Raw genomic sequence first — 13,250 nt, 5'->3', positions numbered from 1 at the left:
CCTATAGCAGGACGAGACATGCTGTATCGAATACCGGGTATTTTGGAACAAGCAGAGACATTGCCCGTCTTAAAAAGCGTTGAACACAGAAGTTCTGGTGAGTAATAGGCTGCACCTCTTTCGACCCAGGCACCTGCTACCGCTACATCAGACAGGTAGACAGCATCTAATTACCAAGGCGGAGCTCCGAAAAAAGGGAGAAAGCCGGAGAGTTAGAGCTCCTGCAGCTCGATCAGCTGCAGGTACGGCTCCAGCCGCCTGGTGCCTTCAAAGCCCACTGCCAACAGGACCTTATCGGTGGCAGTGTCGTGCCACACCTCACAGAAAAAACTGCTCATGTCGTAGAGCGCCACATAATGCTCTCCTTGGGTGCGGATTATAAGGAAGATGCCCTGCTCCAGGATAGCGGCGAGCTTGCCTTCTAATGATAGTGGGATAAACTCTGGCAGATACATTAAAAATATTGTACGGGGAAGGCCTGCATCAGTACAGGCAATATCCCTTAGTTCATGCACGGGGGCTACACACGTTCCTTCAGCTGGTGAGAGATTCTTATATAGTCAGAATCGTACTTCTCTTTTTGGAGTAATGGTCTGCCGAGCGCTCAGTGTTCTTCTCCAGTTCTCCTCGGTCAAGCATACACCACGGTAGTTTGGGCAATAGTCTATCTCTATTCCCTTCTTATCACTCATCAATCGGGTTTCGACGGAGACTCTTCTTAGTTTGATATACTGTTTAACGTGTTTATTGTTTTTTAGATATAGACTACGTCACAACTTATCGGAAAACAGGAGCAGGTGTGGTGGCTGCAGCAGCAGATTTTTCTATGTCAAATTTCAGCAAGTTCTGTCGCAGTCTATAACCCCTTCAAAAGAATCTTAGTATACTTCTCCTTTATGCATTAGGTACGAGCAAGCCGAGTATTAAGCCTCTTCATTTCTGATCAGTGCGATTATACCATCAAAGTAGAAGAGCGGTAGCCTCAAGGCTTCTTATCTCTTAACACCATCTTTTCAATCTTTATAACAATAAAAACTACGCTGCCTGCCGCAACTGAAATAAGCAGGTCCTCTAACGGTAAAGGCACAAGTCTGAAAAAGCTTTCTAAAAAGGGCAGGTAGATAACAGCGAGTTGCAGTAATACAGAGGCAACAACTACCACCATCATCAATGGATTGGTAGTTACGGCAAAGGCTGAGTGGGCTGAAGAGCGCAGGGCAAGCGCCTGGAAAACCTGTGCAAATCCGATAGTGGCAAAAATCATTGTCTGCCAGGTGTGGTCTTCTGGATCAGCGGGGTTATAGTAGTATAAGGCCAGGCCCAGCGAAGTAGCGGCAATGGTTGCCCCTACTAAAACTAACTGAAAAGCGTCTTTCTTTTCCAGTGCACCCTTCTCCGGATCTCTGGGAGGCCTTCTCATGATATCTTCCTCTGCCGGCTCTGTCCCAAGGCCAAGCCCCAGCAAACCGTCAGTCAGCAGATTCAGCCACAGTAATTGCAGCGGCTGCAGAGCTATTGTCATGCCGAAGAAAGGAGCCACCAACATGATCAGCACCTTACCGATGTTTCCGGCAAGGGAGAACCTGATAAACCGGAGCAGGTTGTCAAATATCACCCTTCCCTCCTCCACGGCAGCCACGATGGTCGTGAAGTTGTCGTCCAGCAGCACCATGTCTGCAGCTTCCTTGGCCACATCTGTCCCTGTTATCCCCATCGCTACGCCGATATCAGCCTTGCGCAGCGCAGGAGAGTCATTCACCCCGTCACCGGTCATTGCCACAACTTCCCCCCGCCTCTGAAGTGCGCTGACTATCCTGAGTTTATCTTCCGGAGACACCCTTGCATACACTGAGGTGTTTTCTGCTAATACCAAGAGCTCATCTTCGTCGGCTCTCTGTAGCCGATCTCCTGTTATGACCTCTGACCCTTCTCCGAAATGAAGCTCCCGGCCGATTGCTGCGGCTGTTAGCGGATGGTCTCCGGTGATCATCACAGGCCTTATGCCAGCCAGCCTGCACTTTTCGACCGCAGCCTTTACTTCCTCCCGAGGCGGGTCGATTATTCCCACAAGACCAATGAAGGTAAGCCCTTTCTCCATATCCGCTTTACCTTCTGCCGAATCCACTCTTCTAAAGGCAAGCCCCAGCACCCTGATCCCATTTTGGGCCATCCTGGTGTTTGCCTTTAAAATTTTCTCCTCCCATTCAGCATCAAGCGGCACTTCCTTCCCCTCCACCCACACAGAGTCAGAAACAGTTAAAAGCATGTCAGGGGCACCTTTAGCGCAAAGCACAAAAGACGTGTTCTGTAGTGGTTGTAAATAGCCAGGTGAAGCCGCATCCACTTTATGAACGGTGGACATCCTTTTCCTGTCACTGTCAAAGGGAAGCTCGTTCACCCTTGGAAGCTTCTCCAGGAGGTCTTCCTGGTAAATGCCTCTCTTCCCCCCGGCAATAAGCAAAGCCGTCTCTGTCGGATCCCCTACCATTTGTTCCGAGTCAGGGCCAGCACCCTTTTTGAAGGTAGCATCATTGCACAGCACCGACACGGCAAGCGCAAAGTCAAGGGCTTCCGCTGACGGCCCCTCTGCTTCTACCGTGGCTCCAGGCTGAAACGCCACTGTCTGCCCAGGAAGGTCTACTGCCGTTACAGTCATTTTATTTTGGGTGAGTGTCCCTGTCTTGTCTGAGCAGATCACGGTAACAGAACCCAGTGTCTCTACGGCAGGCAGCTTCCTGATCAGGGCATTCCGTTTTAACATTCTTTGCCCCCCCAGCGCCAGCGTAATGGTGACCACCGCAGGCAACCCTTCGGGCACCACTGCCACTGCCACGCTTACGGCTGTCAGGAACATGTCCGCAGCGGATTCCCCCAGTAACAGGCCGATGCCAAAAATGGCGGCGGCGGCCACAATACCGAACAGCGCCAGCAATTTACCCAGCTTGTCTAGCCTTTCCTGCAGCGGTGTCTTACCTGTTTCAACGGTATCAATTAAGTTTGCAATTTTCCCCAGCTCAGTTCCCATGCCGGTTGAAACAGTAATGCCCACCCCTCTTCCGTAAGTTACCACTGTTCCCTTGAAAGCCATGCACCTGCGGTCACCTATCGGCACATCCTCCCGGTTTATAGGATCAACATCCTTTTCTACTGGCTCGGACTCTCCTGTTAAGGCTGACTCCTGAATTTTGAGATTGAAAGCACTTAACACCCGAAGATCTGCAGGCACGACATTACCCGCTTCCAGCTCTACTATATCACCTGGCACAAGCTCCTTGGCCGATATTTCTTTGGCTGCCCCGTTTCGCCTCACCCTCACTTTGGGAACTACCATCCGGTTCAGTGCGGCCATGGCGCGCTCTGCACGATATTCCTGGAAAAACCCGAGAAAACCGAAAAGAAGCACAATCGCCATAATGGCCACCGCTTCTGTAGTCTTTCCAAGAAACAGGGAGAGCAATGCTGCTGCTATCAGAATCAGCACCATCGTTTCGGTAAATTGCTGTAACAGCAGTTTAAAAGGACTTTTCTGCCTCTTTTCAGCCAGTTTGTTTGGGCCGTGCTCTTGCAGGCGCACATCTGCCTCAGTATCTGAAATACCCTTAGGAGAGGTTCCGAGTTCTGCTAAAACTTCCTCTTTAGACTTTTTATACCAATCTTTCATCTTGCTTTTTTGTTGTTGCCGACTAAGGCACTGTTGCTATAGGTCCGATGTGTTTTTGTGAAATATACCATCAGAGCATTGGAATTACAATGACCTACTGGAAGATATTTTCAGGTACTCTCTGCTCCTTGCAGCATCAGTCCTGCAGCTATTCAGAGCCCCATTTTAATACTGAAAGTAAAGATATCAATATACGTAGTCTATGGTCCGCTCCGGAGAGGGTCAGGTGCTATTTACCCTGGAGAAGCTATCTAATTATCCGCCGGTAAAACCTCAATTATCCGTCCCAGAAAGCTGCCGTTTGGCGGAATAACTTTTGTCAACCTATTTCAGGAGAAGACCAATTAAGCTTTAAGTTGTACAGAAATAAGTTGACAGCAGTTGTCCCGTAAAACGACCGTTTTAGCGATGCTTGTAAGCAATATGCAAGATCTGTGTATAGTGGGTCCCGAATTGCCGTCTCACAAATCAAACTGGTATTTTGATTAATGAGATGAGTTGGTGATACAGTCGAGCAGCTTTACTTCCAAAGCGTATCACAAGCATTTATAACAGGGCGGAGGGCAAGAGAGTAGGAGTAGGAGCAGGAACACCTGACAGAGGAGAACTATTCCTATGAGGCGAGGGCGTCACGGAGTTTCATACCCAGACCTATGGTTTCTCGACGGTGAAGACTCTGCCGGCCGCCATGGAATTGGAAATCTCAGGATACAAAGAAGGGAAGCAGACTGATAAGAAAACCTACGCTTATACAGGTGGGAAACCACTTCCTTACCTTCGAAGCCAGCCAATAGCCGGTGAGATATAGCGGAGTATTACCAGGAAAAGTGGCTGTGCACGGCCTGTGCGATTTCTTATTATTTAGTTCTATAGTTTGAGGAGCAGTTAATCCCACAGCTTGTGGGACTAATTACACTAAGTCAATGCTACCTATCTGACTTAACTCTTCCTGCCTCCAAATACCTGGAGGCGTGCAGCGACCGTTCCCAAGACGGCAATTATCTCCTCTGGGTCAGGCAGCGTGCCATACACGAGGGAACGGAATTCCTGCTGGTAAGCAGAGTTTAATGTTTTCCAGGCTCTGCCCACATCGGCAAACAGCAGGCAGGCATCCAGCGGATGCAGAGCCCAGTCCCCCTGGAACTCGCTGTTGCGGGCATCATCGGCCTGCACGGCCTTGATCATTTGGAAGAAGTCCTCGCTGTGCAGAAAGGAGACTACTGCAGGTGCTTTCAGCATGGCGTGCAGGTCGTAGACATGGCGGATTTTACTACCCAGCTCATCTATGGGGTTCTCAGCATAAGAGGCCCGCACCAAGGCGAGTACTTTCTCTGTGAAGGTGCGCTCCAGGCTGACCACGTTCACCTCGAAAGGAGCCAGGCCGTACTGCCTGATTAGGTCCAGCAAGCCGCGCTGAGCCATAAACTGGCTGATGTAGGTCTTGATTGGCATCAGCTGGTGTGGATTAGGGCTGGCAAAGGAATTGATTTCCACCAGAATCTTGTCGGTTGCCTGACCGTAGTCTCCCTGCACAGTGGCTCCGTATTCATGCAGCGTTTTGCGGAAGCGGGAGCCTTTGCTGGCTCGGTGCGGATCATTTACCTCAACCATGTCCTTTGTGATCTCTTTTGAGATTTTGCGGATCAGCTGCATGACCTGGTTGTTAGTCATGCCTTCGAGCGCGTTAATAGCCAGATCGATGTCCTCTGAAAAGCGCTCGATCAGGTTATAGGCTTTGGATAGGGAGGTACCGCCCTTGAAGATGGCCTGCTCCACGTAGGGGGAGTGGGCCAGCCTATAGAGCACCAGCGTCACCCAGTAATCCTTCTCCACATACACATCCCTGATCTGCAGGGCCTCTGCTGTGGCCGTAATAGCGTCCCGAAACACCTCCGGGTTTTGGTGCAGGTTCATATGATATTCCAGTCTCTTCTGTTGGGCAAAATGCTCTCGCTAATGCCCAGTTTGTATTTAGTCAGCGGGTTGAGCGACTGCCTTAGCCTATCCGCCACCTGTGCATAGCCCAGCTGCTCCAACAGGGCTCCCAGTAGGGCACGGGTAGCGGGGTTGTAGTCCAGCGCCAACTCCATGAGCCGATCCATATCGCCTTCGGCTAATTTTCTGATATACTCCAGCAGAATGAGGATCGTCTTTTCGCTGTTGCGGTCCGGGATCTTCTTGTAACCGCGCAGTGCGTCCAGGACTTGAAGCTTGTCAATGTCAGACTCCTTGAAGTTGGTAGGGCTCTGAACATAACGGATTTTGGTTTTCCCGACGTTCGCCACCCGGCGTTGCTTGCGGGTCGTCAGCGTCACCTCCCGGGGAACCTGCGTGGTCAGACCCAGCTGGTTGTATAGCCCCAAACCGCTCTCGTACCCTTTGACTTTGCCCTTGGAAGTGCTCAGGCTCTTAATGATCTCTTTTTCGGATGGTCTTACTTTCCCGAAAACAGTTTCCTTCGGCTTGTAGTAGCGGCCTTTTGCCAGTCGGTTGATCACCCCTTGCCTGGCCAGGCGGCTGAGCGCCGCTGCCAGGGCCTCCAGTTGGCTATCATTTACCTGAAAATCAGCATAAGTCAACAGCTGACCGGGATGGGCCTGTTCAATTCTTTCCCGGACTTGCTGCATGATGCTCATAGCTGTTTGTTCTTCACCATATTGTTCCCGCAAAGGTAGCCCTCCTCTCTCCATTATGTCAAGTTTTTTTGTTATTAAACTTGACATAATAAATTTCAAACAACCGTTCTTCCTCTGATAACGGCTCTAGAGTATTCAGGAAGGAAGTAATATTCTGTTTTTCTTTTGAAATGGCGATTTCGGTAAATTAAGGGGCAATCTACTAATAGAACCGGCTGGCTTTTATGCCGGTTGGTCTTCCCTGTATTGGCATCAGAAATCTTCGGCAAAGCTCAGAAGGACTGCTGCTACTTTTTCAGCTAACGCAAATGGCTGGCACGCCGATAGCCAGAATAACATTTCCATAGTTAGAGGGGTGCATATACTTGATCAGAAGCCATTCAAACGTGCATGGTGTAAAAGCATGATTAGAGAAACCCGCTTTGCTAACAAATGCTGCATCTACTCCAGCATCTCGTAAATCTGGCGCATGTACAGTGCCTCCTCAACAACCTCACCTAGATTCACCCATTCCGCTTCGGTAAAAGCCATCGTGAAATCCTTATGGGGTAGGCGTATCATGATACGCTCCAGCTCATCCGGAAATGGCATGGCACCATCAGCAAAGCTGTACCTGCGGATGAGGTTGCTGAAGGCGAAAAACTGTTCAGGAGTGAAGCTTACAATAAGGTTGTTATGCCAAAGGCTGACGGACCTGCAGCCTACGCAATGGCTGATGTAGGTGTTGTTTTTGCTACTGAGCGTCCGGGTATCACACATAAAGCTTAGTTACTTTTATTGGTGCATTCTAATCCACTGTGGTCATGAGGGGCACGGGCAGCATTGCATTGCCTCTTCAGGCTTGCCAGTATAAGCAGCGCCCAGTACTTGGGGCGCTGCTGCCTGTTTGTCTTAGTACCTGCTCTACAGCTCTACCACCATTGATACGTTGAAGGCTGCCCCCTTGCCTTTTGTGTACAGGGTCGGGGAAGTGAACCACTGCGAGCGCGCAGGGAAGTAATCTTCGTTAAACAGGTTCTCCACGCCTATATTGAACGTAGTGTTCTTGCTCATTTTGTAGCTGGCAGACAGGTTCACCAGTTGGTAAGGTTCCACAGGCCCCTGATAGAAATTATAAGTTCCCTTCTCATTCAGCTCAAACCGGTCTCTGGCGCCGATGCCCGTGTACTGCAGGTTGAAACCAAGCTTGTTTTCAAACAGCGCATAACGAAGGTAGGCCGTGTATTTAGGAGCCGAGATGCGCTCACCGCCCAGGTAAACATCCCCTGCATCACTAAACTTGTCGTTCTGATTCACATCCATCTTTCCTTCTACAAAAGAATAGGTAGCACCAAAACTCAGGTTATCCAGCAGAGAAACGTCGGCAGTCGCCTCAACTCCGTAGATTTTCTCCGGTGTGCGCATGACCACGAACACACCGTCTTTGTACTGGCCGCTTGCCCCCAGTTCGGAGGTGCTGACAAAGCCCACTCCCTCAAACCTCAGCTTGCGGAACTTGCTCACAAAGCCTGCCTCATAGTTGTTGATCACGATGGCCTCGGTGCTGATCTTGCTGATATCGTCTACTCTCGCCGAGCGTAGCATCACTCCAATATCGGCCACAGAAAAGCCTTGGGAGAAGCTGGCGTACGGCGTGAACAACTCAAATTTGTTGTACCGCAACCCGGCGTTGAAAAGGTAGGCATTGTAGCCCAGCTCACCGCCCTTTACCGCAAAGCCCGGGTTGTCGATCTCTCCTGTGGTAGGGTTTACTGTTCTGAGCGTGGTGTAGTCTTCTACCTCAATATTTACTTTCTCGGCTCTAAATCCGCCTTTAAAGATCAGGTCTTCGGCAATGGCAGTCTTCAGCTGCACAAAAGGCGCGACGTTGAGCATGTTCATCTCCGGCACCCATATGCGGCCGTCCACCAGCGGTTGAGAAGTAATGTCATTCAATACATCAAGGCCATAGGTCACATCTCCCTCAACAGAAGCACTGATTTTGTAAGGCGTGGTGAGCAAGCCTCTTGCCCCCTTTTTTACAGAGGAGACCAGGGACTGCCCGCCGAACTCAAAATTAGGAGACCAGAAAAACACGTTGTCCACTGACTGGAAGTAAGCGTCTGCCTCGTAGCGGCTGCTGAGGAAGGCTTGCTCCCCGGAGAAGCGCAGGTGCAGGTTGTGGTTGGAGCGCACGCCCTGCGGCACACCAAGCGTTTCGCCCAGCACGGCTGTGCTTTTTTGCCTGTTCTGGTAGTTCCCGTACTGCGGCACATAGTTCGTCTTCTGCTCACTGCTGTAGTAGTTGTAGGTCAGCTGCACACGGTTAAAGGGGGTAAAGTCATAGCCAAGCTTTACAAAGCCGTTGTAAGAATCGGTCTCGCCCAGGCCATAGTCCGGAGGAAGCACATCCCCCTCGGCATCCTTCCACTCACCGCTCTGCTCATAGGCACCGCTCAGCACATAGTCGAACTTGCCTGTCTTGCCGTAGAACATCTGGCTTACCCTGGCGCCAATGCTGTTGTCAGCATCCACCAGTGAACCTGTCATGCCCAGCGAAGTGCGGGCGCTAAGAGGCTTTTGCTGACGCGGCGTTCTGGTGATGTAGTTGATAAGACCACCCGCTGCACCGTTTCCGTAAATGGCGGTGGCTCCTTTTATTACCTCGACCTGCTCAATGGCATCCGGATCCAGTGCACGCATATCCACGGCGCCGTTACGAAGGGGAGTTGATTGCGGCACCCCGTCGATCATGACCAGCATGGCACGGCCACGAAGTGTCTGGCCCCAGTTGCTGCTGGTGCCTGTGCTTGGCGCAAGGCCTGGCACTTTGTTGCTGAGAATATCTATGATGTTCGTGCTTACCATCAGGTCTTCCTCAATGGCTTTTCGGGAAAGCACGGTAATGGAGGAGGGGACTTGGTCAATGGTTTCTGGGGTGCGGCTGGCGGAGATCACCACCTCGTTCAACCCCTGCTGGCTTGGCGAAAGGCTTACCTGCACCGTTTGGGTCTCTCCTGCATTTACCGTAACTGCTATGACTTTCTGCTCAAAACCTATGGCTGAAACTATAAGTCTGTGTTCTCCGGCATTCACCCGCTCCAGATTAAAGGCTCCTTTCTCATTGGTGGTAGTGCCTGTGTTGGTGCCTTTGAGGAACACGCTGCTGAAGGACACAGGCTGATTCTCTGTATCAAGTACTGTTCCCCTTATGCTGCCCGTTTGGGAAAATGCACTGGCCGACAGCAACATGCACATGGCCAGCAGTGGTAAAAGTTTTTTCATCAGTTATTATTTAGAATAATTATAAATACGTTGGTTGGACAAAAGTAAGGCTGAAAAACAAAAAGGCAAGAGCTTATTTAGATTAATTTTAAATAAGCTTTGACATTAGGTGATTCCCGCATAGATTTGCAATGCATCATTATAGCAGGACAGGCAGCTTTCGGAAGATAGCCTTGCGAAAGCTGCCTGTAGGAAACAGGATACAAACTAAGATTTTGAAGAAGCGGGTGAAAAGGACTTTCTCCATCCATCATTGGCTGGGGCTGTTGGCAGGAATCTTCCTGTTGATCTCAAGTATCACGGGATCGGTGCTGGTATTCCATCATGAGATTGACCATGCACAATTCGCCAGCCACTCCACTTTGGAGGCACCTGCTGCCGGCCTTAGGATAGACAACTCCATAAAGCGGATCCTGCAGGCTTACCCTGGCAGTGACATTCGGGTGCCGGAGCTTCCTAAAGACCCGAACCAGGCACTGAAGTATGAGATCAGGAAAGATGGCATCCGTAAATGGATTTTTGTGCACCCACAAACAGGGAAAGCACTGGCAACCGTGGCGCGTGCGGACAAGCGCCTGGTGCATGTACTACTTGATCTTCACTACAACCTGCTCTCCGGCACACCGGGAAAAATACTAGTGCTGCTGGGCGGACTGTCCCTGATCTTGCTCTCTATCACCGGCTCTATCCTTTACCGCAGGTCCATTTGGAAGGTACTTTCTTTCCGGCAGCGCGTTTCCTTTAAAAGCAGCCGCTCTTTTTTCTCCAGTCTGCACCGGGTAATTGGGGTGTGGAGCTTGGTATTTAACCTACTTCTAAGTGTTACCGGTAGCTGGATTGCTTTTACCATTGTACAAAGCGCTCTTGTCCCTGCCAGTGCTGGTGCCGCAGAGGATGCTCCATCAGGAATAATGTCCGTGGACGCTGTGCTTGAGCAAGTAAGAGGGGAGTATCCGGAATTTGAAATCAATTACCTCCGCTTCGCAGGCGGGGCGTTCTCCATCCTCGGAAGACACAAATCAGATCCCGCATACTACGGGTCTACCTCTAGTTACATACAGGTGGACCTAAGTTCCGGCGGGGTGAAGGCCGTAAATCTTGCCCGAGACAAGCCCTGGAACGAACGCATGCTGCTGGTGTTCAAGCCGCTGCACTTCGGCGACTATGCCGGCCCTGCAGTAAAGCTTATTTACTGTTTCTTCGGTATGATGCCTGGTCTGCTGGCCGTATCAGGCTTTTTCATATGGAGACTAAAGAACAACAAAACAGATAAGTTGATGCAAAAACGCAAAGTGCCTGTACGCTACTCGCATACCGGAGGGGCCGTGTAAAGGTGCAGCTCATGGCTTGCGAGATGCTTGCAGTTGATGCTCTTTAGTATGGTGCAGCTTTCCAGGGGAAGTATCAGGAAGAACTTCAAATTATCTATAGGCTATTGGTTTGTAGCAGCTCTTAATCCTGACATGAATGGTAAAACCCTAAAATGACAGTCAAGTCTTCATATAGGTTTTCAATAGTTGTGTGCTTTGGTTATGAATTCTGCTTACAAAGAGACAATAGTTTAATCTGCTAAAAATTATACAGATGTAGCTCCGTCTTCTTTGGGCTTATGTAGGGCTTTTCCGGTGGTAATCTTTGATAGATGAAGCTTTCTTCGGTTTCTTCTTTTTACTTTATACTACCACACCAGGAAACCTGTGAGCGGCAAGCTGGCACAGTTCAGGCTGATCTAAGAGGAGCTTTCCATAGTAGGCAACAAGCATAAAGCACTCCTTACTTAACATAAGGTAAATTATAAGACCCTGTATATGCTTTAATTTTAAAGCATATACGCTTGCTACCATTAAAACCGTTGTATGTCTTAATAGATAAGAAACAGAGTTCTTCAGTCCGATGGCTAGCGACAAAGAAGAGCAGTAGGCAGTTGATAGTAGATTATCGTTCTATGTACAGAACGTCGGGTGTAGCCGTTAGAACTATCAAAGCATCGCTAAGTATTATAGTGAGAGCGATTGTGCCTGTTACACGCTTGACTGCCGCTGGCGAGAAACGCTACTTAGTGATGCCATAGACACAACGTTGGCCGTCTGTGATGATACGCCTAACTCTGTTAACCTCATATTCTTTGCCGATCAGCGATTTAAAGTTCTTGAACTCCGCTCTGCAAAAACCCTGTCGTTCGGTAGCCGATGCACAGATCGGATAATAGTTTTATGCATCGTCCTCTTTCTTCAATTCAGCTATATAGCCTTCCTCGGAGCGGATTTTGGCCAGTGTCTCCAACCGTTCTTCCAAGGTCGCAGCATTACTTAATTGCTATTCGTATCGTTGGCAGGTCTGATTTCCCCGGTTACCAATCAATAGTTGCAGAGCATTATCCCCTAGAAGGTTTCTCACGGACTGCAGTAATTCAGCGATCACCTGGGCAGGGGATCAGGAAGCCAGAACTGGCCCTTTTCGCTTAAAGCGTAAAATGTTGTCGATCGCCCCACACGCTCGCTCCTGGCAAAATTATGTACCAGGGCAAGGGCTCAATGTTCTGAAACATCGCGTCTATTGGCCAAAGAATTATAATTAACTAAATAACAGAACACTAGTATACTATTTCGTTTCAGTCGCTCCTGGGTAATGATCCTTGGCTAAAGCCATTTACTGACGATGTGCTAAAAGAGCTACCTGCCCAGGGAAAAAGAATGTACTGGTTTTTAGTCCCGCGTTTGTTGCAGATTACATAGAACCTACAATAGAAGTAGGCTTATAATCCAAAGAGAAGTTTGAATAAGCAGGTGGATAGCGCTGGCAATTGATAGAAAGCCTGAATACACATCCACTTTGGGTGGAGGCTGTTAAGCAAATTGTTTTAAATACAACGGTGCTTTAGATGAACTGGATAGTGGGCTACTACCATGCAATAAGGGTTGGTGGGCTGGTTACTGTGTTTTTGGTATTTACAAAAATACCTCTTCTGTCCCGGCCAATTACCGAAAGCAACCTAAGTTGGTTTTGAAAGTAAATGTTTAAAGGTATATATGTTGTTACATAAAGCAAAAACTATGAAGCAAAATAGAGTAGGCCGCATCATCCTCATGTCTGCGGCGGCATTTACGGCGGTGGGTGGATTCTTAGCCGATTGGAACAAAACCCATTTGTTTAACCCCCGATGGACTCCACACGCCAAGTTTCACGATGCCATGACCATTATGTTAGGTGCTTTGCTGGGTAGTAGCGGTTGGTACCTGTTGCAAAAGAAAGGTAACATCAACCAAACACAATTATTAGGGGGTGCCGTTCTCCCCAGCTTTTTCTGGATAGCCATGGCCACTAGCTTTGCTTTTCCCGGTGCTAAAGGTTTAGAAGCCGAGTTTCCAGACAAAATAAAAAAAATAGGTGGGATACCGCTAAATGAAGGTCTGCTCAGTACTATCATGCTTTCGGCTCTTGCTTTTGGCTATTCTATTGCCCGGAAGAAAGGCAGGTAGCATGGACGTTATAAATTATTAAAGGAACATACATCTGTCGCACTTCATCTTGCTGATTTAAAACAACGCCATTTATGTAGTTTCTGTCTTTATAAATCATTATATATATCATAATCGGCTTGTAAAGGGCATCAGGACAACGCATATGAAAATAGGACAAATGATGAGACGCCCAAGTGTCTCATCATTTGTAAATCTGCCATCATTGCT

General features: G+C 49.1%; 9 protein-coding genes. 3 read left to right on the top strand and 6 right to left on the bottom strand.

What is annotated here, in order from left to right; translation table 11 throughout:
• Positions 1 to 212: 212 nt before the first annotated feature.
• The 6 genes from C8E01_RS18715 to C8E01_RS18690 all read right to left on the bottom strand — a co-directional run bounded on the left by C8E01_RS18715 (position 213) and on the right by C8E01_RS18690 (position 9,561).
• A complete protein-coding gene (locus C8E01_RS18715; protein WP_116544984.1) occupies positions 213 to 455 on the bottom strand; it encodes a hypothetical protein in 243 nt (80 codons plus the stop codon).
• A gap of 527 nt (positions 456 to 982) precedes the next feature.
• Positions 983 to 3,661 (bottom strand): cation-translocating P-type ATPase, encoded by a 2,679-nt coding sequence (locus tag C8E01_RS18710; protein ID WP_116544983.1) that lies wholly within the window; start codon positions 3,659 to 3,661, stop codon positions 983 to 985.
• A gap of 939 nt (positions 3,662 to 4,600) precedes the next feature.
• Positions 4,601 to 5,575, bottom strand: a complete 975-nt coding sequence (locus C8E01_RS18705; protein WP_116544982.1) for a nucleotidyl transferase AbiEii/AbiGii toxin family protein — start codon at positions 5,573 to 5,575, stop codon at positions 4,601 to 4,603.
• The gene (locus tag C8E01_RS18700; RefSeq protein WP_116544981.1) at positions 5,572 to 6,297 is read right to left on the bottom strand and encodes a DUF6088 family protein; all 726 of its coding nucleotides are present in this window, start codon (positions 6,295 to 6,297) and stop codon (positions 5,572 to 5,574) included. Before C8E01_RS18700 ends, C8E01_RS18705 begins: the two co-directional genes overlap by 4 nt.
• Positions 6,298 to 6,738: 441 nt before the next feature.
• Complete coding sequence (locus C8E01_RS18695; protein WP_116544980.1) at positions 6,739 to 7,056, bottom strand: DUF6686 family protein; 318 nt, start codon at positions 7,054 to 7,056, stop codon at positions 6,739 to 6,741.
• Positions 7,057 to 7,200: 144 nt separating this feature from the next.
• Positions 7,201 to 9,561, bottom strand: a complete 2,361-nt coding sequence (locus C8E01_RS18690; RefSeq protein ID WP_116544979.1) for a TonB-dependent receptor — start codon at positions 9,559 to 9,561, stop codon at positions 7,201 to 7,203.
• Positions 9,562 to 9,788: 227 nt separating this feature from the next.
• On the opposite strand from C8E01_RS18690, the gene C8E01_RS18685 reads away from it, so the two are divergent.
• The 3 genes from C8E01_RS18685 (at position 9,789) to C8E01_RS18675 (ending at position 13,040) form a co-directional block, all read left to right on the top strand.
• Positions 9,789 to 10,892 carry a PepSY-associated TM helix domain-containing protein gene (locus C8E01_RS18685; RefSeq protein ID WP_165820692.1) on the top strand — a complete coding sequence of 368 codons (1,104 nt, stop codon included), beginning with the start codon at positions 9,789 to 9,791 and terminating at the stop codon, positions 10,890 to 10,892.
• Positions 10,893 to 12,164: 1,272 nt separating this feature from the next.
• On the top strand, positions 12,165 to 12,296 hold the full coding sequence (locus tag C8E01_RS21995) for a ferrochelatase (RefSeq protein WP_317046915.1): 132 nt from the start codon (positions 12,165 to 12,167) through the stop codon (positions 12,294 to 12,296).
• 318 nt (positions 12,297 to 12,614) lie between these two features.
• Positions 12,615 to 13,040: a DUF6640 family protein gene (locus C8E01_RS18675; protein ID WP_116544977.1), complete on the top strand. Its 426-nt coding sequence runs from the start codon at positions 12,615 to 12,617 to the stop codon at positions 13,038 to 13,040.
• Positions 13,041 to 13,250: the final 210 nt, after the last annotated feature.

It is taken from the genome of Pontibacter virosus, from assembly GCF_003096355.1.
Classification (GTDB): Bacteria; Bacteroidota; Bacteroidia; order Cytophagales; family Hymenobacteraceae; genus Pontibacter; species Pontibacter virosus.
Note: the sequence above shows the minus strand (reverse complement) of the source record. Positions and strands in the feature narration are given on the sequence as shown.